Annotated in this window: 26 protein-coding genes; 18 read left to right on the top strand and 8 right to left on the bottom strand. The window is 66.8% G+C overall.

Going from position 1 to position 26990, the window contains the following annotated elements; genetic code table 11:
- Position 1: 1 nt before the first annotated feature.
- Together BST40_RS03025 and BST40_RS03020 are read right to left on the bottom strand one after the other, a co-directional pair.
- A complete protein-coding gene (locus BST40_RS03025; RefSeq protein ID WP_075549941.1) occupies positions 2-835 on the bottom strand; it encodes a mycofactocin-coupled SDR family oxidoreductase in 834 nt (277 codons plus the stop codon).
- Positions 835-1149: a putative quinol monooxygenase gene (locus BST40_RS03020; protein WP_075549942.1), complete on the bottom strand. Its 315-nt coding sequence runs from the start codon at positions 1147-1149 to the stop codon at positions 835-837. Before BST40_RS03020 ends, BST40_RS03025 begins: the two co-directional genes overlap by 1 nt.
- A 206-nt stretch (positions 1150-1355) precedes the next feature.
- On the opposite strand from BST40_RS03020, the gene BST40_RS03015 reads away from it, so the two are divergent.
- Positions 1356-3887 (top strand): FtsK/SpoIIIE family DNA translocase, encoded by a 2532-nt coding sequence (locus BST40_RS03015; protein WP_244174267.1) that lies wholly within the window; start codon positions 1356-1358, stop codon positions 3885-3887.
- Between the two features lie 51 nt (positions 3888-3938).
- Here BST40_RS03015 and BST40_RS03010 read toward each other — a convergent pair whose 3' ends face one another.
- Complete coding sequence (locus BST40_RS03010; protein ID WP_075549943.1) at positions 3939-4463, bottom strand: amino-acid N-acetyltransferase; 525 nt, start codon at positions 4461-4463, stop codon at positions 3939-3941.
- 72 nt (positions 4464-4535) lie between these two features.
- Here BST40_RS03010 and pgsA point away from each other — a divergent pair, with 72 nt between their 5' ends.
- From pgsA to pspM, 4 genes are all read left to right on the top strand, one after another.
- On the top strand, positions 4536-5105 hold the full coding sequence (gene pgsA, locus BST40_RS03005) for a CDP-diacylglycerol--glycerol-3-phosphate 3-phosphatidyltransferase (RefSeq protein ID WP_083153386.1): 570 nt from the start codon (positions 4536-4538) through the stop codon (positions 5103-5105).
- 157 nt (positions 5106-5262) lie between these two features.
- On the top strand, positions 5263-5592 hold the full coding sequence (gene clgR / locus BST40_RS03000) for a transcriptional regulator ClgR (RefSeq protein ID WP_075550023.1): 330 nt from the start codon (positions 5263-5265) through the stop codon (positions 5590-5592).
- Between the two features lie 147 nt (positions 5593-5739).
- The gene (gene pspA, locus BST40_RS02995; protein ID WP_083153384.1) at positions 5740-6561 is read left to right on the top strand and encodes a phage shock protein PspA; all 822 of its coding nucleotides are present in this window, start codon (positions 5740-5742) and stop codon (positions 6559-6561) included.
- A 9-nt stretch (positions 6562-6570) separates the two neighbouring features.
- Positions 6571-7383 (top strand): phage shock envelope stress response protein PspM, encoded by an 813-nt coding sequence (pspM, locus tag BST40_RS02990; RefSeq protein ID WP_083153383.1) that lies wholly within the window; start codon positions 6571-6573, stop codon positions 7381-7383.
- 13 nt (positions 7384-7396) lie between these two features.
- Here the strand turns inward: pspM and BST40_RS02985 are convergent, their stop codons facing one another.
- The gene (locus tag BST40_RS02985; RefSeq protein ID WP_083153381.1) at positions 7397-7837 is read right to left on the bottom strand and encodes a limonene-1,2-epoxide hydrolase family protein; all 441 of its coding nucleotides are present in this window, start codon (positions 7835-7837) and stop codon (positions 7397-7399) included.
- Positions 7838-7909: 72 nt separating this feature from the next.
- Between BST40_RS02985 and BST40_RS02980 the strand changes: the two genes are divergently transcribed.
- Both BST40_RS02980 and BST40_RS02975 read left to right on the top strand, forming a co-directional pair.
- On the top strand, positions 7910-9064 hold the full coding sequence (locus tag BST40_RS02980; RefSeq protein ID WP_075549947.1) for a glycosyltransferase: 1155 nt from the start codon (positions 7910-7912) through the stop codon (positions 9062-9064).
- Between the two features lie 30 nt (positions 9065-9094).
- Positions 9095-9289: a DUF3046 domain-containing protein gene (locus BST40_RS02975; RefSeq protein ID WP_425270687.1), complete on the top strand. Its 195-nt coding sequence runs from the start codon at positions 9095-9097 to the stop codon at positions 9287-9289.
- Positions 9290-9381: 92 nt separating this feature from the next.
- Here the strand turns inward: BST40_RS02975 and BST40_RS02970 are convergent, their stop codons facing one another.
- The gene (locus tag BST40_RS02970) at positions 9382-10032 is read right to left on the bottom strand and encodes a (2Fe-2S)-binding protein (protein WP_083153378.1); all 651 of its coding nucleotides are present in this window, start codon (positions 10030-10032) and stop codon (positions 9382-9384) included.
- Between the two features lie 175 nt (positions 10033-10207).
- On the opposite strand from BST40_RS02970, the gene recA reads away from it, so the two are divergent.
- The 4 genes from recA (at position 10208) to BST40_RS02950 (ending at position 14041) form a co-directional block, all read left to right on the top strand.
- Positions 10208-11260: a recombinase RecA gene (gene recA, locus BST40_RS02965; RefSeq protein ID WP_075549950.1), complete on the top strand. Its 1053-nt coding sequence runs from the start codon at positions 10208-10210 to the stop codon at positions 11258-11260.
- Positions 11226-11756 (top strand): recombination regulator RecX, encoded by a 531-nt coding sequence (gene recX, locus BST40_RS02960; protein ID WP_075549951.1) that lies wholly within the window; start codon positions 11226-11228, stop codon positions 11754-11756. Before recA ends, recX begins: the two co-directional genes overlap by 35 nt.
- Positions 11757-11856: 100 nt before the next feature.
- On the top strand, positions 11857-13443 hold the full coding sequence (miaB, locus tag BST40_RS02955) for a tRNA (N6-isopentenyl adenosine(37)-C2)-methylthiotransferase MiaB (protein ID WP_425270688.1): 1587 nt from the start codon (positions 11857-11859) through the stop codon (positions 13441-13443).
- Entirely contained in the window at positions 13427-14041 is a 615-nt protein-coding gene (locus BST40_RS02950; RefSeq protein ID WP_083153374.1) for an Rv2732c family membrane protein, read from the top strand. Before miaB ends, BST40_RS02950 begins: the two co-directional genes overlap by 17 nt.
- On the opposite strand, the gene BST40_RS02945 is transcribed toward BST40_RS02950, so the two are convergent.
- Both BST40_RS02945 and BST40_RS02940 read right to left on the bottom strand, forming a co-directional pair.
- Entirely contained in the window at positions 14038-15396 is a 1359-nt protein-coding gene (locus BST40_RS02945; RefSeq protein WP_083153373.1) for a DUF349 domain-containing protein, read from the bottom strand. The genes BST40_RS02950 and BST40_RS02945 overlap by 4 nt on opposite strands.
- A 197-nt stretch (positions 15397-15593) precedes the next feature.
- Positions 15594-17372, bottom strand: a complete 1779-nt coding sequence (locus tag BST40_RS02940) for a serine/threonine-protein kinase (protein ID WP_075549955.1) — start codon at positions 17370-17372, stop codon at positions 15594-15596.
- A gap of 588 nt (positions 17373-17960) precedes the next feature.
- Between BST40_RS02940 and BST40_RS02930 the strand changes: the two genes are divergently transcribed.
- From BST40_RS02930 to BST40_RS02900, 7 genes are all read left to right on the top strand, one after another.
- Positions 17961-18863, top strand: coding sequence for a DMT family transporter (locus BST40_RS02930; RefSeq protein ID WP_083153371.1), 903 nt, complete (start codon positions 17961-17963; stop codon positions 18861-18863).
- 445 nt (positions 18864-19308) lie between these two features.
- Positions 19309-20298 (top strand): DMT family transporter, encoded by a 990-nt coding sequence (locus BST40_RS02925; protein WP_075549958.1) that lies wholly within the window; start codon positions 19309-19311, stop codon positions 20296-20298.
- Positions 20299-20369: 71 nt separating this feature from the next.
- Positions 20370-21071, top strand: a complete 702-nt coding sequence (locus BST40_RS02920; protein ID WP_075549959.1) for a class III extradiol ring-cleavage dioxygenase family protein — start codon at positions 20370-20372, stop codon at positions 21069-21071.
- Positions 21068-21997 (top strand): tRNA (adenosine(37)-N6)-dimethylallyltransferase MiaA, encoded by a 930-nt coding sequence (gene miaA, locus BST40_RS02915; RefSeq protein ID WP_083153370.1) that lies wholly within the window; start codon positions 21068-21070, stop codon positions 21995-21997. The genes BST40_RS02920 and miaA overlap by 4 nt, the downstream gene beginning before the upstream one ends.
- A 4-nt stretch (positions 21998-22001) precedes the next feature.
- Positions 22002-22874 carry a diaminopimelate epimerase gene (gene dapF / locus BST40_RS02910; RefSeq protein ID WP_083153368.1) on the top strand — a complete coding sequence of 291 codons (873 nt, stop codon included), beginning with the start codon at positions 22002-22004 and terminating at the stop codon, positions 22872-22874.
- 46 nt (positions 22875-22920) lie between these two features.
- Positions 22921-24363: a GTPase HflX gene (gene hflX / locus BST40_RS02905; RefSeq protein ID WP_083153367.1), complete on the top strand. Its 1443-nt coding sequence runs from the start codon at positions 22921-22923 to the stop codon at positions 24361-24363.
- A gap of 82 nt (positions 24364-24445) precedes the next feature.
- Positions 24446-25606 (top strand): acyl-CoA dehydrogenase family protein, encoded by a 1161-nt coding sequence (locus tag BST40_RS02900; RefSeq protein ID WP_075549963.1) that lies wholly within the window; start codon positions 24446-24448, stop codon positions 25604-25606.
- A gap of 13 nt (positions 25607-25619) precedes the next feature.
- Here BST40_RS02900 and BST40_RS02895 read toward each other — a convergent pair whose 3' ends face one another.
- On the bottom strand, positions 25620-26798 hold the full coding sequence (locus tag BST40_RS02895; RefSeq protein WP_083153365.1) for a TerC/Alx family metal homeostasis membrane protein: 1179 nt from the start codon (positions 26796-26798) through the stop codon (positions 25620-25622).
- Positions 26799-26990 lie beyond the last annotated feature (192 nt).

The following is a 26990-nucleotide window of genomic DNA, read 5'->3' as shown; positions in this document are numbered from 1 at the left end:
ACTACCTCTTGTTCACACAACCCGCGTCCACCGGCAACGCGACGCCGGTGATGTATCGGGCTTGGTCGGAGACCAGCCATGCCACGGCATTGGCGACGTCCTCTGCTTGCAGGATCTTTACCGGCAACGCATTGCCCGAGCCCGTCGCCGAGCCGCTCTGAGCGGCCAGGTCGGCAAGCCACTGCGCGGTGAACTCGTTGTCGATCATCGGGGTGCCGACCGCGGACGGATGCACGGAGTTTACTCGAATATTATGGGGTGCAAGCAAATTGGCGTATAGCCGCATCAACCCCACCAGTCCGTGTTTGGCGGCGGTGTAGCCGATGGAGCCGGCATCGGCGCTGCCGAAGCCGGCCAGCCCCGCCGCCGAACTGATCAGCACGATCGAGCCCCCAACCCCTTGGGAGATCATCTCAGGTATCGCGATATCCACGGTGTGGTAGACGCCGGTGAGGTTGACGTCGATGACGTCGCGCCAGCCGTCGGCGCCCGACTGCATCGGCGCAATCCCGGCATTGGCGACGACGATGTCGACCCGGCCGAACTCGTCGAGACCGGCCCGCAGCGCGGCGGCCAGCGACGCGCGATCGCGGACGTCGGCTTGTTGTGCCACGATGCGCGCGCCGGTCTGCTCGACGAGCTTGACGGTGTGTGCCAGGTCGTCGGCGGTGCCCAGCGGGTAGGGCACGCTGGCGATCTGGCGGCACAGGTCGATCGCGATCACGTTCGCGCCGTCGGCCGCCAGCCGAACCGCGTGGGCGCGACCCTGACCGCGCGCGGCTCCGGTGACGAAGGCGACCCGGCCGCTCAGCGGCACTTGCGACGACCGTGCCATCAGGGCCGAAGCTGCCCTTTGCCCGGATCGCCCGCCGCGATGGGCTGCAACATCTTGATGTCGGGGGCACCGACCAGGTGGTCACCGGCCGCCTTGAACATCTTGGCGACTGCGGGAGCGGTGCTGTGGACTTTGAGTGCGTCGGCGTCGGCCCATTGCTCGACGAAGACGAATGTCTCACCCGCTTGATGCAACGAGTACAGCTCACAGCCGGGTTCGCCGTGCACCTCTTCGACCGCGGTGGTCAAGATGTCGCGGACGGTGTCGACCGATCCGGGCTTGACGGTCAGCGTGGCGACGACGACGACGGGCATGCTGGGGCCTCCTGGGACCGTGGCTGATTATCGGCGGCGTGACGCGGCGTGACCGCGGATGACCGCGGATGACCGCGGATGACGGTTGTCACCTCTGGCCACCCTACTCACGACCGCCGATCTCGAGGCGAGCACGGGTTGGACAAGCGAGCGTTACCAGTGTGGCATGTGGTGCAGAAGATGTATTTGCGACTACGCTTGCCGGCATGGCGAATCGGACCGTTGCCCGCTCCGGAAGCAGAACGAGCAGGTCAAAAGCCACTTCGCGGGGGGCGACGCGCAGTGCGCGATCGGCTGCGCCCAGGACGGGCAGCAAGAGCCCGGCCAGGTCGGTCAAGCGGGTGAGCCGGCCCCCGCGGCGGCGCAACCAATCCCTGCTGGCATCGACCGGGCTGGCCTGCGGCCGGGTCCTGCGCGCGACCTGGCTGATGGCGGCCAGGGGCACCGGGGGAGCGGCGCGGTCGATCGGGCGCGCGCGTGACATCGAACCCGGACATCGCCGCGACGGTGTGGCACTGGTCCTGCTGGGCCTTGCCGTGGTCGTCGCCGCCGGTTCGTGGTTCCACGCCGCCCGGCCCGTCGGGGCGTGGGTCGACGCGGTGCTGCGGATGCTCATCGGCTCGGCCGTCGTATTGCTGCCCATCGTCCTCGTCGCCGCGGCGGTAGTGCTGATGCGGACCCAGCCCAATCCTGACACCCGCCCGCGGCTGATCCTGGGATCCAGCCTGATCGCATCGTCTTTCCTGGGATTACGGCATTTGTGGGCCGGTTCGCCGGAAACTCCGGCGTTGCGCGGGCATGCGGCTGGGTTCATCGGTTTTGCGATCGGCGGGCCGTTGTCGGACGGGCTGACGGCGTGGATCGCCGCGCCACTGTTGTTCATCGGTGCGCTGTTCGGGCTGCTACTACTGACCGGAACCACGGTCCGCGAGGTGCCCGACGCGCTGCGCCGCATCTTCGGCACCCGGCTATTCCAGCGTGAGTACCTCGAAGACCACGACTACGACCACGAATACGACCAGGGCTGTGACGACTTCGCGGGCGACGACGCGGACACCGTCGAGGTTGCGCGCGAGGACTTCTCCGACGGCTACTACGACGAAGTCCCGCCGGGGCCCGAGAGCTGCCCGCCGGCTGACGACGACGTACCGACCGTTCCCGAACCGGCGATCGGGCGCGGTCGCAAGGGCGGCTCCAAGAAGCGGGACACCCAAGCACTGGACCGCGTCGTCGAAGGCCCCTACACACTGCCCTCGCTGGAGCTGCTGGTGGCCGGCGATCCGCCCAAGAAACGCAGTGCGGCCAACAATCACATGGCCGCCGCCATTGGCGAGGTGCTCACCCAGTTCAAGGTGGACGCGGCAGTCACCGGCTGCACCCGCGGGCCCACCGTCACCCGCTACGAGGTCGAACTGGGGCCCGGCGTCAAGGTCGAGAAGATCACCGCGCTGCAGAAGAACATCGCCTACGCCGTGGCCACCGAGAGTGTGCGGATGCTGGCCCCGATCCCCGGCAAGTCCGCCGTCGGCATCGAGGTGCCCAACACCGACCGGGAAATGGTGCGGCTGGCCGATGTGCTGACGGCGCCGTCGACCCGTCGCGACCATCATCCGCTGGTGATCGGGCTGGGCAAGGACATCGAAGGCGACTTCATCTCGGCCAACCTGGCCAAGATGCCGCACCTGCTGGTCGCCGGCTCCACCGGATCCGGCAAGTCCAGCTTCGTCAACTCGATGCTGATATCGCTGTTGACCCGGGCCACCCCCGACGAGGTCAGGATGATCCTGATCGACCCGAAGATGGTGGAACTGACACCGTATGAAGGCATCCCGCATCTCATTACGCCGATCATCACCCAGCCGAAGAAGGCCGCCGCCGCGCTGGCATGGTTGGTCGAGGAGATGGAGCAGCGCTACCAGGATATGCAGGCGTCGCGGGTGCGCCACATCGACGACTTCAACGACAAGGTGCGATCCGGCGCGATCACCGCGCCGCTGGGCAGCCAGCGGGTGTACCGGCCCTACCCCTACGTGGTGGCGATCGTCGACGAGCTGGCCGACCTGATGATGACCGCCCCGCGTGACGTCGAGGATGCCATCGTGCGGATCACCCAGAAGGCGCGGGCAGCCGGCATCCACCTGGTGCTGGCCACCCAGCGCCCGTCGGTGGACGTGGTGACGGGGCTCATCAAGACCAATGTGCCGTCGCGGCTGGCGTTTGCGACGTCGTCGCTCACCGACAGCCGGGTGATCCTGGACCAGGCGGGCGCGGAAAAGCTGATCGGCATGGGCGATGGCCTGTTCCTGCCGATGGGCGCCAGCAAGCCGATCCGGCTGCAGGGCGCCTACATCACCGACGAGGAGATCCACGCCGTCGTCAGCGCCTGCAAAGACCAGGCCGAACCTGAGTACACCGAGGGCGTGACCACCGCCAAGCCCACCGCTGAGCGCACCGACGTCGATCCGGACATCGGTGACGACATGGACGTCTTCCTGCAGGCCGTGGAGTTGGTGGTGTCCAGTCAGTTCGGCTCGACGTCGATGCTGCAGCGCAAACTGCGGGTGGGTTTCGCAAAGGCCGGCCGGTTGATGGACCTGATGGAGACCCGCGGCATCGTCGGGCCCAGCGAGGGTTCCAAAGCGCGTGAGGTGCTGGTCAAGCCCGACGAGCTGGCGGGAACGCTGGCATTGATCCGAGGCGGGGCTGTGAGCGCCGACGACCTCGACGAGCAGACGTAGAGTCGTCCGATTTCCCGGCGTGTCGGGGCGATTCTGCGTCTGCTCGCCCGGCTATAGAACCAGCAGCATTCGCGAGTTGCCCAGGATGTTGGGCTTGACGTAGCTCAGGTCGAGGAATTCCGCGACCCCGATGTCATAGGAACGGCACATCTCCTCGAACACCTCCGCGGTAACCGGCGTTCCTTCGATTTCGGTGAAGCCGTGTCGAGCAAAGAATTCGGTCTCGAAAGTCAACACGAACACCCGTTGCAGTTGCAGTTCCCGCGCGACCTCGAGCAGCCGATCGACGATCGCATGGCCGACGCCGAGGCCGGTCACTGTGGGGTCGACTGCCACGGTGCGGATTTCGCCCAGATCTGACCACAACACGTGCAACGCGCCGCAGCCGACCACTTTTCCCGGGACGCCGGGATGTTCGGCTACCCAAAACTCTTGCACCGCTTCATAAAGCGTTACCAGATTCTTTTCCAGCAGGATCTTTCCCGCATAGGTGTCGACGAGTTTCTTGATCGCAGGTACATCGGACGTGCGGGCGCGCCGGACTACCGGTCGGAAATCTCGTGGACTTTCAGTCACGTGGGAACAGTATCGGGTGGGCTGGTCAACCGTTATTCTGTTGCCGTGCCCGGGCAGCCGCAAACAGGTCAGATGCCAGGAACCGCCCGTATTGCCAACCTCGCCAATATTCTGACCGGCCTGCGGCTGGTGTTAGTACCGATTTTCTTGTACGCACTGTTCTATGACGGCGGCCACCAAACGCCTGCCCGAGTCGCGGCATGGGCGATATTTGCCGTCGCCAGCATTACCGACCGGTTCGATGGCTTGCTGGCTCGCAACTACGGCATGGCGACCGAATTCGGCGCCTTCGTGGATCCCATTGCCGACAAGACCCTGATCGGGGCGGCGTTGATCGGCCTGTCGATGTTGGGCGACTTGCCCTGGTGGGTCACGGTGTTGATCCTGGCCCGCGAGATCGGGGTGACGGTGTTGCGGCTGGCGGTGATTCGCCGCGGTGTCATACCCGCCAGTTGGGGCGGCAAACTCAAGACCGTTGTCCAGGCGGTGGCCATCGGTTTGTTCGTGTTGCCGCTGTCGGGCGCGCTGCACACGGCGGCGGCGGTGGTGATGGCCGCTGCCATCGTGCTTACCGTGGTGACCGGTGTCGATTACGTGGCATCCACAGTCAGGGAGATTCGCGCGGGTAGCCCCGCCAAGTAACAAGTAATCGGGGTACTTCGGGATATTCCGGCGCCCGTGCTCCTCCGCCTCTGGGAACCGCATCAGCCCGCTCGGCGTTGACCAAAGGACCATTGCGATCGGGTTGCGATCGGATGTGGTTGAGATATCGGGGCGTGACCGGATGAAGGAGACCACGATGGCGTCATTGGTGCGCGAGGTCATTGGCGACGTGTTGCGCGGGGCTCGGACTTCGCAGGGCCGGACGCTGCGGGAAGTGTCCGATTCAGCGCGGGTGAGCCTCGGATACCTGTCGGAAGTCGAACGCGGCCGCAAGGAGCCTTCCAGTGAGCTACTCAACGCCATTTGCGAGGCGTTGGAGGTCCCGCTGTCGGAGGTCCTCATCGTCGCTGGGGAGCGGTTGGCCGGGGAGGAGCGTGCGAAGCGTGTCCCGTCGGTGGCTGGCGCCAGCATCGACGTCAGCACCAAGGTGGTCATCCCCGCGGTCGCGTCGCTGGCGGTGGCCTGAGCATCACCGGGGCGGAACTTGGTGCCGGCCAGTTGGGCAACCACGGGTGGGGAGATCGGGCCTGACCCGATAAATTGAGCGGCAGGGTAAGCGGTGGGCGATGCAGAGCCCATCCGGCACACAAGAAAGCGAAGGCGGAGCTAACCGATGGCCAATCCGTTCGTCAAGGCGTGGAAGTACCTGATGGCGCTGTTCAGCTCCAAGATTGACGAGTACGCCGACCCCAAAGTGCAGATCCAGCAGGCCATCGAGGAAGCGCAGCGCACCCATCAAGCGCTGACTCAGCAGGCGGCGCAGGTGATCGGCAACCAGCGCCAGCTGGAGATGCGGCTCAACCGGCAGCTGGCCGACATCGAAAAGCTTCAGGTCAATGTCCGTCAGGCGCTGACGCTGGCCGACCAGGCCACCGCGGCCGGCGACGCGGCCAAAGCGGTCGAGTACAACAATGCCGCGGAGGCGTTCGCCGCGCAGTTGGTGACCGCCGAGCAGAGCGTCGAAGACCTCAAGACCCTGCATGACCAGGCGCTCAACGCGGCCGCTCAGGCCAAGAAGGCCGTCGAGCAGAATTCCATGGTGCTGCAGCAGAAGATCGCCGAACGCACCAAGCTGCTCAGTCAGCTCGAGCAGGCGAAGATGCAGGAGCAGGTCAGCGCATCGCTGCGGTCGATGAGCGAGCTCGCCGCCCCCGGCAATGTGCCCAGCCTCGACGAGGTACGCGACAAGATCGAACGTCGCTACGCCACCGCGCTTGGTCAGGCCGAGCTTGCGCAATCGTCGGTGCAGGGCCGCATGCTCGAGGTGCAGCAGGCCGGCATCCAGATGGCCGGTCATTCCCGGCTGGAGCAGATCCGGGCGTCGATGCGCGGAGAAGCGTTGCCGGCCGGGGGTTCCGCCGGTCCGGCCGCCGCCCCGGCCACACCCGCCGCCGAGGGCGGCGGGCAGATCACCGAGAAACCGTTCGGCCAGTAAGGACCTGAGATGGCGGTCAAGTCGGCTCGGCGTGGGCGGCGTGCGTTGCTGCAGCGCTGGCTCGACATGATCGCCGAGATCTTCGACTTCGCCGCGCGGAAGATCAGCGCCGTTACCGACCCGCGGGCTCGGTTGCTTCGCCGCCGCCGCCGTGCGCTGCGCTGGGCGTTGATATTCAGCGCCGGATGCGTGTTCTGGGCTGCGGTGACGGCGGTGCTGGCGGCCTGGGGCTGGTTCGCGCTGCTGCTGCAGATCACCGGAGCGATCGCGGTGGTACAGGTCATTCCCGCGACGCTGCTGTTCTTCCGCTATCGCTGGTTGCGGGCGGAGCCGCTGCCGACGCCGCGGCCGGCCAACACCCGCCGGTTACCCCCGCCCGGTTCGGCGGCCCGGCCCGCGATGTCGGCGTTGGGCGCCTCCGAACGGGGGTTCTTCTCGTTGTTGGGTGTGATCGAGCGGGGCGCGATGCTGCCGGCCGACGAGGTCGCTGACTTGACGGCCGCTGCCAACCAGACCTCGGCGGCGATGGCGGCGACAGCGGCCGAAGTGGTGTCGATGGAGCGGGCGGCGCAGTGTTCGGAATCGTCGCGGTCGCATCTGGTGCCCACCATCAACGCGTTCACCGCGCAGCTCAGTTCCGGCGTCCGTCAGTACAACGAAATGGTTACCGCCGCAGCGCAATTGGTCTCGTCGGCCAATGGCGGCGCGGTGGGTGAGCCGGGATCGCAACAGCGCTACCGCGAGGAGCTGGCCGGTGCCACCGATCGTCTGGTCGGTTGGGCGCAGGCGTTCGACGAACTCGGCGGGCTGCCCCGCCGGTAGCGCTTGCCGCTGCCTACAACGTCGTCCTGAGCTGTGGGATCACCAGTGCGGCCAGACCGCGCAGCAGCGCCTTCGTCATGTCGTAGACATCCACGTAGTCGCGCCAGAGCGTGATCTTGCCGTCGTGTACTTCGAACACGCCGCAGACCCAGAATTGCAGCCGCAGCCGTCCGAGGATCAGCGCATCGGTCCGTTCGGTGAGTACCGCCGCGCCGTCGGCGGCAATGCGGTGGATCTTGACCTCGAAACCGACGCGCCCTTCCATCTTGCGGAGCAGCTTCACCGTCCGGCGGCCGCCGCGGATCCTGGAGAATCCGACGTTCTCATAGACGAGGTTGTCGTCGAATGCCGCTGCTACGGCGTCGAAGTCCGCGTTCTGCAGGGCGTTCAGGAAACCCTCGACCGTGCGGATGTTGTCTGCGGTTTCGGGGGTGGTCTGGGTCAGCTCGGTCATGGTTGCCAGCCTAGGCGAGCACGAACGAGCATGGGCGAGCGTGTGGCCGGGCGCTGTGGCAGGGTAGGGCCGATGCGCGTCGCCGTGGTCGCCGGGCCGGATCCCGGGCACTCGTTTCCTGCGATCGCGCTGTGCCAACGCTTTCAAGCGGCGGGGGACGCACCCACGTTGTTCACCGGGGTGGAATGGCTGGACGCCGCACACGCGGTCGGGGTCGACGCCGTCGAGCTGGACGGATTGACGGCCACCGACGAGGATCTGGACGCCGGGGCGAGGATTCATCGAAGAGCCGCGGAGATGGCGGTGCTCAATGCGCCGGCGTTGCGCGAGCTGGCGCCCGATCTGGTGGTCTCCGATGTGATCACCGCCTGCGGGGGCCTGGCCGCCGAGCTGGTGGGCATTCCCTGGATCGAACTCAACCCGCATCCGCTGTATCTGCCCTCGAAAGGTCTGCCGCCGATCGGCAGCGGGCTGGCACGGGGCACCGGCATCCGCGGCCGGCTGCGCGATGCCACCATGCGGGCGCTGACGGGGCGGTCCTGGCGTGCGGGTCTGCGACAGCGAGCCGCCGTCCGGGTCCAGATCGGTTTGCCGGCACGCGATCCCGGGCCGCTGCGGCGCCTGATCGCCACGCTGCCCGCGCTGGAGGTGCCTCGTCCGGACTGGCCGGCCGAGGCCGTGGTGGTGGGTCCGTTGCATTTCGAGCCGACCGATCGGGTGCTACCGGTTCCTCCGGGGTCGGGGCCGGTGGTGGTCGTCGCGCCGTCCACCGCGGTGACCGGGACCGCCGGACTGGTCGAGGTCGCGCTGGGGTGCCTGACGCCGGGTGACACGCTGCCGGAGGGTTCGCGGGTGGTGGTCTCCCGGCTGGGTGGCGGGGATCTGCCGGTGCCGGCCTGGGCGGTGGTCGGGCTGGGAAACCAGGCCGAGCTGTTGACGCATGCCGACCTGGTGATCTGCGGCGGCGGTCATGGGATGGTGGCCAAGACGCTGCTGGCCGGGGTTCCGCTGGTGGTGGTACCCGGCGGCGGGGACCAGTGGGAGATCGCCAACCGGGTGGTGCGTCAGGGCAGCGGCCGGTTGGTCCGGCCGTTGACCGCCGAGGCGCTGGTGGCCGCGGTGAACGAGGTGTTGTCGTCGCCCGGGTACCGCCGGGCCGCGCAGCAGGCCGCCGCCGGTGCCGCCGCGGTCGCCGATCCGGTCCGGGTGTGCCATGAGGCGCTATAGCGTGGTGATCCGCTGGGTATCTTGACTGGCGTGCGGTTGGCGGAGTTCCACGAGCGGGTCACCCTGCGATTCGGTGCCGCCTATGGGACATCCGTGTTGGTGGACCATGTGCTGACCGGCTTCGGGGGTCGTACCGCGGCCCAGGCGATCGAGGACGGTGTCGAACCCCGCGATGTGTGGCGGGCGCTGTGCGCCGACTTCGACGTCCCCCGCGACCAGTGGTGAGTTTGTGGGTTTCGAGTCCGCGTGCAGCGCGTCCGAGCGGCGAAAGCGCGCGCTCACCGCAGATTCGATGCGCTGGCCGCAGACTCGCCTCGCTACAGCGGGCAATCGCCGCAGGTGCCGCCACCCGGCACGCGGTAGAAGAGGCAGCAGCTGCGACGCCTGAAGTCCAGCCCGGTGAACACACCGGTTCCGGCCAGAACGCCGGTGTCCAGTAGGCGGTTGGTGGTCTCGACGATCGGCTGACGCAAGTCAGGCCGCGCCGAGAGCAACGCCCGCGAGGCTCCGACGAGGGCTGATGCGATATTGCCGGCCAGCAGGACGGGCGCAACCTTGACCCGCAGGCCGGCCGCGAACGGTTCCAGATGGTCCTGTACGACAAGGCGGTACAACCTGGCCGGGAGCCCCGGGAAAGACGGGACAGCTGCTCCGGCAGGTTCGGGCAGTCGTAGCTGCGCTCCGTCGTCAGCGCGTTGCAGGTCGCGGAGGTCCGGAAGGACGCCGTGGGCCAGCGCACAGGCGAGAACGGGTGACCACAGCCGGGCGGCGTGGCCGAGGTGAACCAGCGAGGCGCCGATCCGCAACTCCGTGGTGCGGTAACGGGTGAGGGTGGTGTCGATCAGGTCCGCGAACCCGGCGGCGTAGAAGTGGGCTACCGGATGCCATCCGGTGGCGTCACCGCCCACGACCGGCGCGAAAAACCCACCGTAGGTGGATATTTCGGTCAGTTCCGCGGCGATGTTCATGTGTCCTTCGGTAGCAAGCGATGTTGGCGCGTTCGGCGTGTCAACTTGAGTCGAACAGATGTTCGGCTACTGTGGTGGGCATTGGCGAAGATGTCGACTTGTCGGTGGCCTTCTCTAGTGTCACGGCCAACCGACCGATACCGGTCAACCGAACACCGACTATAGGAGAGGCACCATGGCGCAAGCCCCCGACCGTGAGAAGGCTCTCGAACTGGCGATGGCCCAGATCGAGAAGAGTTATGGCAAAGGCTCGGTGATGCGCCTCGGTGACGAGGTGCGTCAGCCGATTTCGGTCATTCCGACCGGATCCATCGCCCTGGACGTCGCCCTGGGTATCGGCGGCCTGCCGCGTGGCCGGGTGGTGGAGATATACGGCCCGGAGTCCTCGGGCAAGACCACCGTCGCATTGCACGCGGTGGCCAATGCGCAGGCCGCCGGCGGCGTCGCGGCGTTCATCGACGCCGAGCACGCGCTGGATCCCGAGTACGCCAAGAAGCTCGGCGTCGACACCGATTCCCTGCTGGTCAGCCAGCCGGACACCGGTGAACAGGCGCTCGAGATCGCCGACATGCTGATCCGCTCCGGCGCGCTCGACATCGTGGTCATCGACTCGGTGGCGGCGCTGGTGCCGCGCGCGGAACTCGAAGGTGAGATGGGGGATAGCCATGTCGGACTGCAGGCCCGGCTGATGAGCCAGGCGCTGCGGAAAATGACTGGCGCGCTGAACAATTCGGGAACCACGGCGATCTTCATCAACCAGCTCCGCGACAAGATCGGCGTCATGTTCGGATCGCCCGAAACGACCACCGGCGGAAAGGCGCTGAAGTTCTACGCGTCGGTGCGCATGGACGTGCGACGGATCGAGACGCTCAAGGACGGCACCAACGCGGTCGGCAACCGCACCCGGGTCAAGGTCGTCAAGAACAAGGTGTCGCCGCCGTTTAAGCAGGCCGAGTTCGACATTCTCTACGGCAAGGGCATCAGCAGAGAGGGCTCGCTGATTGATATGGGCGTGGACCAGGGCTTTATCCGCAAGTCCGGGGCTTGGTTCACCTACGAGGGCGAGCAGCTCGGCCAGGGTAAGGAGAATGCCCGCAACTTCCTGATGGAGAACGCCGACGTGGCCAACGAGATCGAGAAGAAGATCAAGGAAAAGCTTGGCATTGGCGCAGTGGTGACCGATGACCCCGCAAATGCCGACGTCTTGCCCGCCCCCGTCGACTTCTGAGCCATCCCGCGAAGAGCAGGCGCGGGCGTTGTGCCTGCGCCTGCTCACCGCGCGATCGAGAACTCGCGCTGAGTTATCCGGCCAGCTGGCCAAGCGCGGATACCCCGACGACATCAGCAACCGGGTCTTGGATCGGCTGGCCGCCGTTGGTCTGGTGGACGACACTGACTTCGCCGAACAATGGGTGCAGTCCCGGCGGGCCAACGCGGGAAAAAGCAAGCGTGCGTTGGCTGCTGAGCTGCACACCAAGGGGGTCGACAACGACGTAATCACCACGGTGCTGGCCGGGATCGATGGCGCTGCCGAGCGGGAACGGGCCGAGCAACTGGTACGGACCAGGCTGCGGCGGGAAACGCTGGGCGAGGACAACAGGCATGAAACGCGAGTCAGCCGCCGGCTGGTGGCTATGCTGGCCCGCCGCGGCTACAGCCAGACGGTGGCGTGCGAGGTGGTGGCCGCCGAGCTGGCCGCCGAACGGGAGCGCCGGCGCGTCTAGGGCCGCGCCGAGTCGCGACGCGCCCTGCTAGGCGTGCGGCCGCACATCCGGCCCGGCGCCAACCGGCCGGTCGCCGTACCATGACCCCGTGACTTCGACGGTGGCGCAGCGGGCCGATGCTGCGAATGTGGCGGGCAAGGCTGCGCCCACTGCCGCACGTACCTACCAGGTCCGGACCTACGGCTGTCAGATGAACGTCCACGACTCCGAGCGTGTGGCCGGCCTTCTCGAAGCTGCCGGCTACCAGCGTGCGGCCGACGGCTCAGATTTTGGAGATGCCGACGTCGTGGTGTTCAACACCTGCGCCGTTCGCGAGAACGCCGACAACAAGCTGTACGGCAACCTCAGCCATCTGGCCCCGCGCAAGCGCACCAATCCCGACATGCAGATCGCGGTCGGCGGTTGCCTGGCCCAGAAAGATCGCGACGTGGTGCTGCGCAGGGCGCCGTGGGTCGACGTCGTCTTCGGTACCCACAACATCGGCTCGCTGCCGACATTGCTCGACCGGGCCCGGCACAACAAGGTCGCCCAACTCGAAATCGCCGAGGCGCTGCAGCAGTTCCCGTCGTCGCTACCGAGCGCTCGCGAATCCGCTTATGCTGCTTGGGTTTCCATCTCGGTAGGCTGTAACAACAGCTGCACCTTTTGTATCGTGCCGTCGCTGCGGGGCAAGGAAATCGACCGCAGTCCCGCCGACGTCCTGGCCGAGGTGCAGTCGCTGGTGGACACCGGTGTGCTCGAAGTCACTCTGCTGGGACAAAATGTCAACGCCTACGGCGTCTCGTTCGCCGACCCGGCATTGCCGCGCAACCGGGGCGCGTTCGCCGAACTCCTGCGCGCCTGCGGCCGTATACCGGGCCTGGAGCGCGTCCGGTTCACCTCCCCGCATCCCGCCGAGTTCACCGACGACGTGATCGAGGCGATGGCGCAGACACCCAATGTCTGCCCCGCGCTGCACATGCCGCTGCAATCCGGGTCGGACCGGGTGCTGCGGGCCATGCGGCGGTCCTACCGATCCGACCGTTATCTCGGCATCATTGAACGGGTTCGTGCGGCGATGCCGCACGCCGCCATCACCACCGACCTGATCGTAGGCTTTCCCGGTGAGACGGAGGAGGACTTTGCGGCCACCCTCGATGTGGTGCGGCAGGCCCGATTCGCGGCGGCGTTTACCTTCCAGTACTCCAAACGCCCCGGCACTCCGGCCGCCGACTTCGACGAACAATTGCCGAAAGCCGTTGTGCAGCAACGCTATGAGCGGCTCATCGAGTTGCAGGAGCAGATTTCGCTTGAGGGCAACAGGGAGCTCGTCGGGCAGAGCGTCGAGGTGTTGGTCGCCACCGGTGAAGGCCGCAAGGACAGCCGCACTTCCCGGATGAGCGGGCGGGCACGCGACGGACGACTGGTCCATTTCCGAGTGGGCGTTCAGCACGTGCGTCCCGGCGACATCATCACCACACGGATCACCGGCGCCGCCCCGCACCATCTCATCGCCGACGCGGGCATCATTGATCACCGCCGCACCCGCGCCGGCGACGCCTACGCCGCCGGAGGGCGATCACCCGGCGTCGGGCTTGGCATCCCCGGTGTGGGACGGCCCGTGGCCGCCGATTCCGGGGGATGCGGCTCCGGGTGCGGCCCGACGGACGATCCGGGTAACGGGTCTTGCGATGAACGGAGCAGTTGACGTGGCCGACTTCGATGCCTACCGGTCCGAAATCGAGGCGGCCGAGCGCCGGGTAGCAGGTGAGATCGAGCCTGGCGCAAGGGGTTTCGTGGTGGCGATCCTGGTGTTCGTATTGGTGGGATCGTTCATCTTGCCGCACACCGGCAGCGTGCGGGGATGGGACGGGCTGTTCAGCAGCCACGGCGCCGCCGCCGCTGCGGTGGCGTTACCGTCACGGGTCTTTGCCTGGTTGGCGCTGGTTTTCGGGGTGGGGTTCTCGATGCTCGCCTTGATGACCAGGCGCTGGGCGCTGGCCTGGATCGCGCTCGTGGGGTCGGCACTGGCCAGCGCCACCGGCCTGTTGGCGGTGTGGTCGCGCCAGACTGTCGCCGCGGGTCACCCCGGGCCGGGTATCGGGCTGATCGTGTCGTGGATCACCGTGATGCTTCTGACGTTTCACTGGGCGCGGGTGGTATGGCAGCGCACCATCGTGCAACTCGCCGCCGAGGAACAGCGTCGCCGCTCGGCGGCACAGCAACAATCCAAAACGCTGTTGGACAGCCTGGACGAGCCCGACCAGCCCGGTGACGGCACCGCTGCCAACGGCAGGGACCGCTAGGACCTGCGGCTCAGCGCGTCGGCGGCAGCCTCGGCCCACTGCCGCCACTGCTCGGCGTTCGCCTTGGCCTCTTCGGCTTCCTTGGTCCTGCCGGCGGCGGCAGCTTTCGCGGCCTGCTGTTCGAACTGCTCGGCACGGGCGCGGAATTGTTCGGCGCGTGCCTGGGCCTGCGGGTCGGCCCAATCCGATTCGCCGGCGTCGCGCACTTTTTTCTCCACCGCGCGCAAACGGCGCTCCAACTCGGCTGATCGCTCCCGCGGTACACGGCCGATCGCGTCCCACTTGTCGGTAATGGTGCGCAGCGCGGCCCGGGCCGTGTCAAGGTTGTTGGTGTCGAGCTTTTCGGCTTGGACCAGCAGCGCTTCTTTGGCCGCAGCATTGGCTTGCAGCTCGGCATCTTTTTCTGCGGTCGCGGCGTTGCGGGCGCTGAAGAACGCATCCTGGGCGCCCTTGAAACGGCGCCACAATGCGTCGTCGATGTCCTTGCTGGCCCGTCCGGCGGCTTTCCATTCGGTGAGCAGCTTGCGGAATTCCGCACTGGTGGTGGTCCAGTCAGTCGAGCCGGACAACTCCTCGGCGCGCTCGCAGAGCCGTTCCTTCGTCTGACGGATACCGGATCGCTCACGGTCGAGTTCGGCGAAGTGGGATCCGCGCCGGCGGTTGAAGGTCTCGCGGGCAGCCGAATACCGCTTCCACAGTGCGTCGTCGACTTTGCGATCCAGACCGGTGATCGTCTTCCATTCGTCGAGGATCGCCCGCATCCGATCACCGGCGGCCTTCCACTGGGTGGAGTTAGCAGCCAACTCCTCGGCTTCGGCGGCCAGTGCCTCCTTGCGCGCGGTCTGTGTGGCACGGTGCTCATCGCGTTTGTAGCGGTCCGCCGCGATGACCGCCTCGGCGCGGTCCCGAAGGGAGTTCAGCCTTTCCGCGAGCGCCTCGACATCGCCCAACACGCTTGCGGTGGGCAAGGTCTCGGCCACCGCCACGGCGTTGGCCCGGATTTTGCGGGCATCCCCGGTGCCCGAGGCCAGCCGCTCTTCCATCAGCGTGACCTCGGTGCTCAGGTCGTCGAACCGCCTGCCGAAATGCGCAAATGCGGCTTCGGGATCGCCCGCTTGCCAGGTGCCGACAACACGCTCGCCGGCCGAGGTGATCAGCCACACCGTGCCGTCGCCATCGACACGCCCGAAGCGGTGCGGATCGCTGTGCGGGGGTAGTGCCACCGGGTGCCGGACGGGCCGCGACACCGGACCCGGGCGCGGTCCCGGACGTGGCACGGGGCCTGGAACCGGCCTGGAAACCGGCCCCGGCACCGGCGGGTGCGGATCGCTGTTGCGGGGCTCGTCAGCCGTCATGTGCTCGTCACCTACCCTTTGCACCCTTTCGCGCGTTGGATACCCGCGCATCGGCCGCGCGAAGCGGCACCGTACGGCCGGCAGGTCTGATGGGCCCTATGCGTCATCAGGGTTTCCGACCGGCTCCAACAGTATTGAAGCAGCTTGCCGGGCCGTGCGCCGCCACCTTATTCGGTGCCGCGGTACGGGCGGTCCGGTCACCAGTGCTTTTTCCACCAGGCGTAGAGCTGGTCGAGGTTGGGCCCCTCGGGATCCCCCTGGGCGAGGAAGATCATCAGTTGGGCCTCGTTGGTCCATACCACCGTCGGGCTGCTTTCCTGGACCGCGCAGAAGACCATGCCGCCCACTTGTGGGCTCTCGGGGCGATGCCAACCCGTCGGCGACTTGGATTCCCCGGGACAGTTGACCATGATGTCGGTTCGCAGCAGTCCGTCGAAGAATTGACGCAAGGTGGCGGTTTCGCCGAACAGCGTGTAAATCGCCCGGGATGGTCCGCCGGCGTCGACGTTCTTGTCGCAGATGACCCTGGCCAGTGCGTCTTTGGGCGGCAGGAAAGGCCTGCAGGTGCCTGGTGCGTACCCCAACGGCAGCAGGCTGAGCAGCCGGGCCAACGCGTCTGCGGACGCCGTCGAAGTGGGAGATGTCGGTGACGGTGAGGCCGTGACCGTCCGGGGGCCCGACGCCGTGTTCGGCCGGACCGTGAGCCAGATCCCCTGTGCCGCAAACACCAGCAATACCGCCAGAGCCGCGGCCGCCAGCAGTATCCACGGGTTGCGCAGCCGCCCGGAAAATGACGGCGCGCGCCGGCCGGAAGGTGGGGTGGCATCGGCTTTCTGCGGTGGTGGCGGCGGCGATTGCGACGGCGGTGGTGGGGTGCTGGTCACGCCGGGCCAGGAGCTGGCCTGCGGGTTGGACGATGAAACGTTCACCTCCGACGTCGGAAGTGACGGAAGTGCCAGCGGCCCGGACACATTGAGGTCCGGCTGCGGCGTCGCCGCCACCGGGGTGGGCGCCGATGGGGTGGAGGTCGAAAGACTCCCGTAGCTGACGCCGGTGATGTCTTCAGCCAGGACGTCGCTGTACAGCCCACCCGCCTCCTCGCTGCGCTTGAGGATGCGAAACTCCTGGGCCTGGTGGGGCCCACTGAGTGCTTGATGAGCCGCCAGCGCCAGGTCGCCCGCGCTTGCGTAGCGGTCCTCCGGCCGTTTGGCCATCCCGCGTGCGATCACCGCGTCGAAAGCGGCGGGGATCCCGGGGCGTAACTGACTGGGGCGTGGAATCGGTGCCATCAGGTGGGCGGTGATCAGCATGCCGGCGCTGTCGGCCCGATAAGGCGGCGTCCCGGTCAAGCATTCGTGCAGCACGCACGTCAAGGAATAGATGTCGGCGCGGTGCGTCACCTCGGCATCGGAAAATCTTTCCGGGGCCATATACCGCCAGGTCCCCACCGCACTGCCGAGTTGGGTCAGCTTCTCGTCCGTTGCCGCGCTGGCGATCCCGAAATCCACCAGGTACACGAAGTCATCGCGGGTGACCAGGATGTTCTCCGGCTTGACGTCGCGGTGCATCACCCCGGCCGCATGCGCGGCGTCCAACGCCGAGGCCACCTGATGCACCAGGGCCACCGCCCACGGGGGCGTGACCGGGCCGAATCGTTCCAACAGCAGTGCCAGGTGGGTGCCTTCGATCAAGCGCATGTCCAAGTACAGTTGCCCGTCGATTTCTCCGTAATCGTGGATGGGCACCACGTGCGGTTCCTGCAGCCTGCCAGCGTTGCGGGCTTCGCGTTGCATCCGCATGCGGAACACCGGATCGTGGCTCAGCGACTCCGACATCAGTTTCAGCGCCACGACTCGCTGCCTGACGGTGTCGACGGCCTCATAGACCTCGCCCATCCCGCCGGTACCTAACAGCCGCTTGAGGTAGTAGGGCCCGAACCGGGTACCCACTCGCGAACCGCGCGTGGAGGCACTCATCGCCGACTCCTCAAACCAACGGGTAATCGCACCAGCAAGCCATACTCACCGGCCGACCTGCTGACCGCACACCCCGGCCTAGCAATCATGACGGTAATTGCTTGCTATAGCGGGCGCACCAAAAATGAAGCATCCGTCCCACAGCTGCAATCGTTCCGTTAGCTGGGGTGCCCGCCTGTCGGTAGCGGGTGGGCACGGGTGATCGGCACCGCGGTGCCGGAACCCGACCGTGCGGTGTGTGCGTGCAGCACGACAGACGCCCGATTTGTGGTGTTCGACGGTGATCGGCGTGGGGCCCGGATCGTAGCTGTCAGCGGCGTTGCTCACCGTGGGCGCTGCCCGCGGGTCGCTTTGCTGCCCGAGCCGGATTTCCGGCCGCGGAGCCAGGCGCGAAATGCCGGCACCGTGATTCGCATCGTCGCGAACATCGGTGCCTTGTGGTCCGCAAAGTGCGACGCCGGCGGCAAATGAGCCATTTCCAACGGAAAGTCCCGTTGTGATGCTTAACCGCCGCACAAGAGTCATTATTGAACAACTGTGTAGCAGACGTTCGTCTGAGCGCTTCCGGCCGTTCGCAGGGAGGTCACCTTGGCCAACGTCGAGTTCGCGACATTGCTCGCCCTGGGCGCTGCGTTGCTGGCCGGCGTCGGATATGTGACCCTTCAGCGGTCCGCTCAGCAGGTCACCGACGAGGAAGTCGGCCACTTCACGTTGTTCCATCTCTCGCTGCGCCACACCCTGTGGTGGCTGGGCAGCCTGGCAGCCCTGGGGAGTTTCGGTCTGCAGGCGGTGGCACTGACCATGGGGTCGGTGGTGTTGGTGCAGTCCCTGCAGGCTACGGCGTTGCTGTTTGCCTTGCCGATCGACGCTCGCCTGGCCCACCACCGGTGCACCGCCAGGGAGTGGATGTGGGCGGTGTTGCTGGCCGGGGCGGTTGCCGTGATCGTCCTGGCGGGTGATCCGACGGCCGGCCACGCCCGTGCTCCGCTGTCGGACTGGGCAGTGGTCGCGATCGTGATCGTTCCGGTGGTACTGCTGTGTGTGGTCGGCGCGCGTGTCTGGCCGGGTCCGGCGGCGGCGGTGTTGCTGGCGCTGGCGTCATCGGCGGCTTTGGCGGTGTTCACCGTGCTGACCAAGGGAGTGGTCGCCGAACTGCCGCACGGGTTCGAGGCGATGGTTCGGACTCCTGAGTTCTATGGCTGGATGTTGGTCCTGCCGACGGGGCTGATGCTGCAACAATCGTCGCTGAGGGCGGGTTCGCTGACGGCATCACTGCCGACGATTACGGTGGCCAGACCGGTGATCGCGTCACTGCTGGGAATCACCGTGCTCGACGAGGTGGTCCACTCGGGTGAAGGGCAGCTGTTCACGCTGGCGGTTGCGGTGGCGGTGGTGGTCGTCGCGACGGTGGCACTGGCCCGCGACGAGGCGGCCATGATGGCCGCACCTGTCGGCGATCTGAACGTGCCAGGCCAGCTTGCGGTCTCGTAAAGGCTTTTGCCGCCCCGATTTTGACGCCATCGGCCACGAGGGCGGTAACAGTTCGGTTGTCGTTGGGCGGGTACGCGTGACGACCTGCCCATGGCCGGTAACGTGGCGCAGAACATCGGCGGATCGGCGGCATGGCCGCCTGGGCCAGACCAGCGGGTGTCAGTGGTGGGGTATGGGCGCGTCGCCTGGCGCTAACGCGCGAGGCAGAGATATCGGGCGCCGTCGATCATGGGGGTTTCACAGCTGCCGCATAGCTGATGACAGGTCGTGCATAGGTCGTTGCGGAAGTATTCGGAGGCGAACTATAAGCAACCAGCACCAAGACGAGCACAAGCAAGTGTGAGCGGCGCCATAGGATTTTCAGTGAACTGCTAGCGAACAACGGGTGTACGTCCAGCTGACCGGGGGAACGCTGGTAGCCGAGCGAAGAGGTGGAGGGTCGGCCATGTCCAAGGTTGAGGTTGCCGCGCTGATCGCATTGTGCGCGGCGCTGGCATCGGCGGTGGGCGACGTTATTCGCCAACGATCCGCCCAGGAGATTACCGACCAGCAGGTCGGTCACCTGAGGTTGTTCGGCCTGTCCCTGCGCGACGGCCGGTGGTGGCTGGGCGGCGCGGCCGCGGTTCTCAACTACAGCCTGCAGGCATTGGCACTGGCCTGGGCGTCGGTGATGCTGGTGACCGCGTTGCAGGTCACCGCGCTGCTGTTCGCCCTGCCTATCTACGCGCGGTTCGCGCATCACCGGATCACCCGCTGGGAGTGGATGTGGGCGGTGGCCTTGGCGGCCGCGTTGGCGGTGGTCATCATCGTCGGAGACCCGGCGGCCGGCCACCAGCGCGCCCCGCTGCACACCTGGGTCATCGTTGGTGTGGTCCTGGGCCCGATTTTGGTGTTGTGCGTGCTTGCGGCCCGGCTATGCCTCGGGCGCCCCCAAGCGGCGGTGTTGCTGGCGGTGGTGTCGGGTGCATCGCTGGCATTGTTCGCCGTACTGACCAAGGGAGTGGTCGAGGTCGCCGAAGACGGACTGGGCGCGGTGCTGCGAGCACCGGAGTTCTACCCCTGGCTCCTGGCGGCATTGGCCGGCATGATTTTCCAGCAGTCCGCTTTTCGCGCTGGTGCGCTGACCGCCTCGCTACCAACGATCACCGTCGCCAAGCCCGTGGTGGCGGCGGTTCTGGGCGTTACCGTGCTGGGCGAGACCTTGGAAGCCAGCGGTCCGGAGGCGATTGTGCTGGTGCTCGCGGTGGCGGCGGTGATCGCGGCGACCGTGGCGCTGGCCCGTGGCGAGGCCGCGACCATGGTTGCTCAGGCCGGGCGCGACAGGATACTGACAGCGCCGCCGACGTCGTCGGCCAAGCGCGATGCCGGCGTCGATCAGATCGCCGATCCCGTCGTGGTGGTCGATGGTCCGGTTTGGGGATCTTCCTCTGTGTAATCCCCGCGATGGGGTTGCCGCGGGCCCGCGTGCCCGCCTGGGTCCACCGCCGGACGGGTTAGTTTGGTGGCGTGCTGGGCGCCATTGCGATCGTTCCGTCCGCGCCGGTGCTCGTTGCCGAGCTCGCCGGGGCGGCGGCTGATGAGGTGGCCGACATCGGTGCGGCGGTGACCGCGGCGGCGGCCATGTTGCCGCCGCGGTGGGTTGCCGTCGGGGTAGGCGCCGCCGACGGGGTCGTGGACCGCGATGCCGTCGGCTCCTTCGCGGGTTTCGGCACTGACGTCCGCGTCCGGCTCTCGCCGCTGTGTGACGACGAGCCGGGACTGCGACTGCCGGCCGAGTTGCCGCTGTGCGCGCTGATGACGGCCTGGATACGGGGCCGGGCACGGCCGGAGGCCACTGCCGAGGTCCGCGTTTATGCCGGCGACCACGATGTCGATACGGCGCTGGCGCGTGGCAGAGACCTGCGGGCCCAGATCGACCGAGTGCCCGATCCGATCGGCGTGCTGGTGGTGGCCGACGGCGTCAACGCCCTGACGTCCCAGGCCCCGGGCGGTTACGACCCCGGCGGCGCCGACGTCCAGCTGGCCCTCGACGACGCGCTGGGAGCCGGCGACGTGGCGGCGCTGCGCACGTTGCCCGCAACGGTCCTCGGGCGGGCGGCATTTCAGGTATTGGCGGGCCTGACCGGATCCGGGCCGCAATCGGCCAAGGAGCTCTACCGCGGGGCGCCCTACGGGGTGGGGTACTTCGTCGGCGTTTGGCTGCCATGAGGCCACTGGCGATCATCGGGCCGACGGGGACCGGCAAATCGCAACTCGCGCTCGATATCGCCGACCGGCTCACCGGCGAGCTGGGCGCGGAAATCGTCAACGCCGACGCTATGCAGCTCTACCGCGGCATGGACATCGGGACAGCGAAGCTGACCGTCGAAGACCGCCGCGGCATCCCGCATCATCAACTCGACGTCCTCGACGTCACCCAAAAGGCCACCGTCGCGCGCTATCAACAGGCCGCCGCAGCCGACATCGCGGACATCCTGGGCAGGGGAGCGCTGCCGATCGTGGTGGGCGGCTCGATGCTCTATGTTCAGTCGTTGCTCGACGACTGGACGTTTCCGGCCACCGATCCCTCGGTGCGCGCGCGATGGGAACAGCGCCTTGCCGAAGTCGGGGTGGGCGAGTTGCACGCCGAGTTGGCTCGTCGTGACCCGGCCGCGGCCGCGGTGATCCTGCCGACCGATAGGCGCCGAACCGTGCGGGCGCTCGAGGTGATCGAACTCACCGGGCGCCCGTTCGCCGCGTCCGCACCGCGCATCCGAGAGTCCCGGTGGGGCACCGTTATCGTCGGATTAGACTGTGCCACAACAATTCTCGATGAAAGATTACAGCGCCGAACCGACGCGATGTTCGAGCAGGGACTGGTTGCCGAAGTTCGCGCGCTGCTCGGTGAGGGCCTGCGGGGCGGCGTCACGGCCGCACGAGCGCTGGGTTATGCCCAGGTGATCGCGGCGCTGGACGCCGGCGGGACCGCTGCCCAGCTGCGCGATGCGCGCGAGCAGACCTACGTGGGCACCCGTCGCTACGTGCGACGGCAGCGGTCCTGGTTCCGCCGCGACCACCGGGTGCACTGGCTGGATGTGAACTCGGCCGACAGCGTGGTCGACCACGCGATCCGCGCCTGGCGGGACGTAGGCTGATCTGGTGATGTTCGCCAAGGGCCACGGCACCGAGAACGACTTTGTGCTGTTGCCCGACGTCAAGGCGCAGCTGTCGCTCGGCGCGGGCCAGATTGCCGCCTTGTGTGACCGCCGCCGGGGACTGGGCGCCGACGGGGTGCTGCGGGTCACCATCGCCGAAGCCGCGGTGGCCGCCGGTGTGCTCGACCGGCTACCTGACGGCGTCGGTGCGGCCGATTGGTACATGGACTACCGCAACGCCGACGGGTCGGTAGCGCAGATGTGCGGCAACGGCGTGCGGGTGTTCGCCCACTACCTGCGCGCCAGCGGTCTGGAGCACCGAGACGAGTTCGTCGTCGGATCGCTGGCCGGCCCCCGGCCGGTCACCGTACACAGCGTCGATGCGAGCAACGCCGACGTCACCGTCGATATGGGCAAGGCCAACCGGATCGGCACGGGGACCGCTGTCGTCGGGGCTCGGCGGTTTCCCGGCCTGGCCGTCGACGTGGGCAATCCGCACCTGGCCTGCCTCGATCCCCGGTTAACCGTTGCGGACCTGGCGGCTTTGGACGTTGCGGCGCCGGTGAGCTTCGACCCGGAGCAGTTCCCCGACGGGGTCAACGTCGAGGTGCTGACGGCTCCGATCGACGGCGTGGTCAGCATGCGGGTCCATGAGCGAGGGGTGGGTGAAACCCGTTCCTGCGGTACCGGGACGGTCGCAGCCGCCGTCGCCGCGCTGGCAGACGACGGGACCGAGACCGGCACGCTCATCGTGCGGGTTCCCGGCGGCGCGGTCACGGTGACCGTCACCGATGCCACCAGCTTCCTGCGTGGGCCGTCGGTGCTGGTGGCCAACGGCGAAGTCAGCGGGGAATGGTGGCACGCCCAGCAGCGTTAATTGAGGTGCACGACACCGATTCAGCGTGCACTATTGCTAATTGCCTATGACACATCCCGAATTTCCCCCTCAAGATCCGTTGGAGCCCAGCACCGGCGAACTTGCCCTCGAGGACAGGTCGGCGCTGCGCCGGGTCGCGGGGTTGTCGACCGAGTTGGCCGACATCTCCGAGGTCGAGTACCGCCGGCTGCGCCTGGAGCGCGTGGTGTTGGTAGGCGTCTGGACCGAGGGCAGCGCCGCCGACACTGAGGCCAGCATGGCGGAATTGGCGGCGCTTGCCGAAACCGCCGGCTCCCAGGTACTGGAAGGGATCATCCAACGCCGCGACCGGCCGGACCCGTCGACCTACATCGGCTCCGGTAAGGCGGCCGAACTCCGCGAGATCGTCGTGGCGACCGGAGCCGATACCGTCATCTGCGACGGAGAGCTCTCTCCAGCCCAGCTGACTGCGCTGGAGAAGGCGGTCAAGGTCAAGGTCATCGACCGCACCGCGCTGATCCTCGACATCTTCGCCCAGCACGCCACGAGCCGGGAGGGCAAGGCTCAGGTGTCGCTGGCCCAGATGGAGTACATGCTGCCGCGGCTGCGGGGCTGGGGCGAGTCGATGTCGCGGCAGGCCGGTGGCCGCGCCGGCGGCAGTGGCGGCGGAGTGGGGCTGCGCGGTCCGGGTGAAACCAAGATCGAGACCGATCGGCGCCGGATCCGCGAGCGGATGGCCAAGCTGCGACGCGAGATCAAGGACATGAAGCAGGCCCGCGACACCCGGCGCAGCCGTCGGGTGCACAGCGACCTGCCCTCGATCGCCATCGTGGGCTACTCCAATGCCGGGAAGTCCAGCCTGCTCAACGCGCTGACCGGGGCCGGGGTGCTGGTGCAGGACGCGCTGTTCGCGACGTTGGAACCGACCACCCGGCGCGCGGAGTTCGATGACGGTTTGGGCCGGCCGGGCCGTTTCCTGCTCACCGACACCGTCGGCTTCGTCCGGCATCTACCCACCCAGCTGGTGGAAGCGTTCCGCTCCACCTTGGAAGAGGTCGTTGACGCGGATCTGCTGGTGCATGTCGTCGACGGCGCTGACGCGAACCCCCTGGCCCAGATCAACGCGGTGCGTCAGGTGATCTCCGAAGTGATCGCCGACCACGGGGCTGACGGCGGGGACGCGCCGCAGGAACTGCTGGTGGTCAACAAGGTTGACGCCGCCAGCGACCTGGCGTTGGCCAAACTGCGTCACGCGCTGCCCGGCGCGGTATTCATCTCGGCCCGCACCGGAGACGGTGTCGAGGCGCTGCGACGCCGGATGGCCGAGCTGGTAGCTCCCACCGACGCCGCCGTGGACGTCGTGATCCCCTACGATCGCGGCGATCTGCTGGCCCGCCTGCACTCCGACGGGCGCGTCCAGCACCAGGAGCACAGCGCTCACGGCACCCGGATCAAGGCGCGGGTTCCGGTGACGTTGGCCGGGCGCCTGCAGGAGTTCGCCGTCCGCTGAAGCACCAGACCGTCGGCGGCTGCCGACCAACCGGCTGGTTGGTATATGTTGGGCAGCAGAGTTCGCTTCGCCGGAGGTTTTCATGGGCAGTGCCATCAAGTATCAGCGCACGCTGTTCGAACCCGAGCACGACTTGTTTCGCGAGTCCTACCGGGCCTTTCTGGACCGCCACGTGGCGCCGTACCACGATGAATGGGAAAAGGCCAAGATCGTTGACCGCGGGGTGTGGCAGGAGGCCGGCAAGCAAGGTTTCCTCGGCATGGCGGTGCCCGAGGAGTACGGCGGCGGCGGTAACCCCGACTTCCGGTACAACACGATCATCACCGAGGAGACCAGCGCCGGACGCTACAGCGGCATCGGCTTCGGGCTGCACAACGACGTCGTGGCGCCGTACCTGCTGGCACTGACCACCGAAGAGCAGAAGCAGCGCTGGTTGCCGAAGTTCTGCAGCGGCGAGTTGATCACGGCGATCGCGATGACCGAGCCGGGAACCGGAAGTGACCTGCAGGGCATCAAGACTCGCGCGGTCAAGCACGGTGATCACTACGTGCTGAACGGCTCGAAGACATTCATCACCAATGGGATCAACTCCGACCTGGTGATCGTGGTCGCCCAGACCGATCCCGAGAAGGGCGCGCAGGGCTTTTCGCTGCTCGTGGTCGAGCGTGGGATGCAGGGGTTCGAACGCGGCCGCCACCTGGACAAGATCGGGCTGGACGCGCAAGACACCGCCGAACTCTCGTTCACCGATGTGAAGGTTCCGGCCGAAAACCTTCTCGGGGAAGAAGGCATGGGATTCATCTATCTGATGCAGAACCTGCCGCAGGAACGCATCTCAATCGCCATCATGGCGGCCGCCGGGATGGAGGCCGTGCTGGAGCAGACGCTGCAATACGTCAGGGAACGCAAGGCTTTCGGCAAGCCGATCGGCAGCTTCCAGAACAACCGGTTCGTGCTGGCCGAGCTGGCCACCGAGGCCACCGTGGTGCGGATCATGGTCGACGAGTTCATCGCCCTGCACCTCGAAGGCAAGCTGACTGTCGAGCAGGCCGCCATGGCCAAGTGGTATTCCACCGAGAAGCAGGTGTACTTGAACGACCGCTGTCTGCAGCTGCACGGCGGTTACGGCTACATGCGCGAATACCCGGTCGCCCGCGCCTTTCTGGATGCGCGGGTGCAGACCATTTACGGCGGCACGACCGAAATCATGAAGGAGATCATCGGCCGCGGTCTGGGTGTCTAGCCGCCCCGGCGGCTCATCCGTGCGCTTCGTGTGCGTCGTGGGCGCTGCGCAACAACGCCGTCAGCTCTTCTTCTTGCTTGGTCGGTGCGCGATACCTTGTTGAGAGCGAGTCGATCTCATCCTCGGCGGCCAGCAGTGCCGCGAATATCTTCTCGCGTTCGGCCGGATCTGCCTCGTAATGCAGGTCAAGATATTCCAGTGCGTGTCGGCGTGCCCGGGCGACGGCGTTTTGCCTGCGGCCGCGGGCGGAGAACAACGACGCCATGGTGGTGATGAACAGGACGGCGACGATCACCGTCAACGACGTCGCCGTCGTGATCTCTACGATCGGCACCGGTTTGCCGGCGTTGATGAAGGGAATGTTGTTGTCGTGCAGCGCTTCCAGCACCAACTTCACGCCGATGAAGCCCAGGATCGCGGCCAGCCCATAGGACAGGTAGATCAGCCGGTCCAGCAGATTGTCGATCAAGAAATACAACTGGCGCAGCCCCAACAGCGAAAAGGCGGTTGCGGCGAACACCAGGTAGACATTCTGGGTCAGTCCGAACAGCGCCGGCACGGAATCGAACGCGAACAGCACGTCACTGCCGCCGATGGCGATCATGACCAGCAGCAGCGGCGTCATCACTCGCTTGCCGTTTTCGACGACGAACAATCGGTCGCCGTTGTAGTCCGGGGATGTCCGCAGGAATCGGTTGGCCAACCGCAGGATCAGGTTGTCATTGCGGGATTCGGGCGGTTCCGGCTTGGCGAGGTTGCCCGCCATGACCAACAGACCCAGGCCAAACGCGTAGAACGTCCAGTTGAAGGTGTCGATGAGTGCGGCCCCCAGCAGGATGAATCCAGTGCGTGCGACGAGCGCGAACGCAATACCGAACAACAGCACCTTCTGCTGGGCGACCCGCGGAACCCCGAAGCTGCTGATGATCACCAGAAACACGAACAGGTTGTCGACGGACAGAGCCTCGTTACTCAGGTAGCTCGCGAAGTACTCGATTCCCATGGCAGCGCTGCCGAACACGGCCACCGCGATACCGAACAGCACGGCGATACCGATGAACATCGCCGACCACAGCGCGGACTCCCGTAGCGTCGGGCCGTGCGTGTGTCGTACGTGGAAGACGTAATCAATCAGCATGAGGGCCGTGATCATGACGATCGTGAGGACCCAGACAACTGCGGAAACACCCATGTCAGCCGGGTATCCTCTCGTGGGGTGAGTCGGGCTGGGCTCTGGGGCACGGTAGCGTACGACCGGTGCGGGCCGAGTCGCGGTTCCTCGCGACACGCACGCGATCCGGCATCATTTCGGAATCAGCTGGGTATCCGTTTTCGGAATATTTACGATTTGACTTCGCATTTGTCGTTCGCTAGAGCAAAGTTA

The organism is Mycobacterium persicum, from assembly GCF_002086675.1.
Taxonomy (GTDB): Bacteria; Actinomycetota; Actinomycetes; order Mycobacteriales; family Mycobacteriaceae; genus Mycobacterium; species Mycobacterium persicum.
Note: the sequence above shows the minus strand (reverse complement) of the source record. Positions and strands in the feature narration are given on the sequence as shown.

Bases quoted from the DNA above. Each gene is read 5' to 3' on its own strand.
- BST40_RS03025 (WP_075549941.1), bottom strand. From the start codon at position 835: ATGGCACGGTCGTCGCAAGTGCCGCTGAGCGGCCGGGTCGCCTTCGTC.
- BST40_RS03020 (WP_075549942.1), bottom strand. From the start codon at position 1,149: ATGCCCGTCGTCGTCGTCGCCACGCTGACCGTCAAGCCCGGATCGGTC.
- BST40_RS03015 (WP_244174267.1), top strand. From the start codon at position 1,356: ATGGCGAATCGGACCGTTGCCCGCTCCGGAAGCAGAACGAGCAGGTCA.
- pgsA (WP_083153386.1), top strand. From the start codon at position 4,536: ATGCCAGGAACCGCCCGTATTGCCAACCTCGCCAATATTCTGACCGGC.
- clgR (WP_075550023.1), top strand. From the start codon at position 5,263: ATGGCGTCATTGGTGCGCGAGGTCATTGGCGACGTGTTGCGCGGGGCT.
- pspA (WP_083153384.1), top strand. From the start codon at position 5,740: ATGGCCAATCCGTTCGTCAAGGCGTGGAAGTACCTGATGGCGCTGTTC.
- pspM (WP_083153383.1), top strand. From the start codon at position 6,571: ATGGCGGTCAAGTCGGCTCGGCGTGGGCGGCGTGCGTTGCTGCAGCGC.
- BST40_RS02985 (WP_083153381.1), bottom strand. From the start codon at position 7,837: ATGACCGAGCTGACCCAGACCACCCCCGAAACCGCAGACAACATCCGC.
- BST40_RS02980 (WP_075549947.1), top strand. From the start codon at position 7,910: ATGCGCGTCGCCGTGGTCGCCGGGCCGGATCCCGGGCACTCGTTTCCT.
- BST40_RS02970 (WP_083153378.1), bottom strand. From the start codon at position 10,032: ATGAACATCGCCGCGGAACTGACCGAAATATCCACCTACGGTGGGTTT.
- recA (WP_075549950.1), top strand. From the start codon at position 10,208: ATGGCGCAAGCCCCCGACCGTGAGAAGGCTCTCGAACTGGCGATGGCC.
- recX (WP_075549951.1), top strand. From the start codon at position 11,226: ATGCCGACGTCTTGCCCGCCCCCGTCGACTTCTGAGCCATCCCGCGAA.
- BST40_RS02950 (WP_083153374.1), top strand. From the start codon at position 13,427: ATGAACGGAGCAGTTGACGTGGCCGACTTCGATGCCTACCGGTCCGAA.
- BST40_RS02945 (WP_083153373.1), bottom strand. From the start codon at position 15,396: ATGACGGCTGACGAGCCCCGCAACAGCGATCCGCACCCGCCGGTGCCG.
- BST40_RS02940 (WP_075549955.1), bottom strand. From the start codon at position 17,372: ATGAGTGCCTCCACGCGCGGTTCGCGAGTGGGTACCCGGTTCGGGCCC.
- BST40_RS02925 (WP_075549958.1), top strand. From the start codon at position 19,309: ATGTCCAAGGTTGAGGTTGCCGCGCTGATCGCATTGTGCGCGGCGCTG.
- miaA (WP_083153370.1), top strand. From the start codon at position 21,068: ATGAGGCCACTGGCGATCATCGGGCCGACGGGGACCGGCAAATCGCAA.
- hflX (WP_083153367.1), top strand. From the start codon at position 22,921: ATGACACATCCCGAATTTCCCCCTCAAGATCCGTTGGAGCCCAGCACC.
- BST40_RS02900 (WP_075549963.1), top strand. From the start codon at position 24,446: ATGGGCAGTGCCATCAAGTATCAGCGCACGCTGTTCGAACCCGAGCAC.
- BST40_RS02895 (WP_083153365.1), bottom strand. From the start codon at position 26,798: ATGGGTGTTTCCGCAGTTGTCTGGGTCCTCACGATCGTCATGATCACG.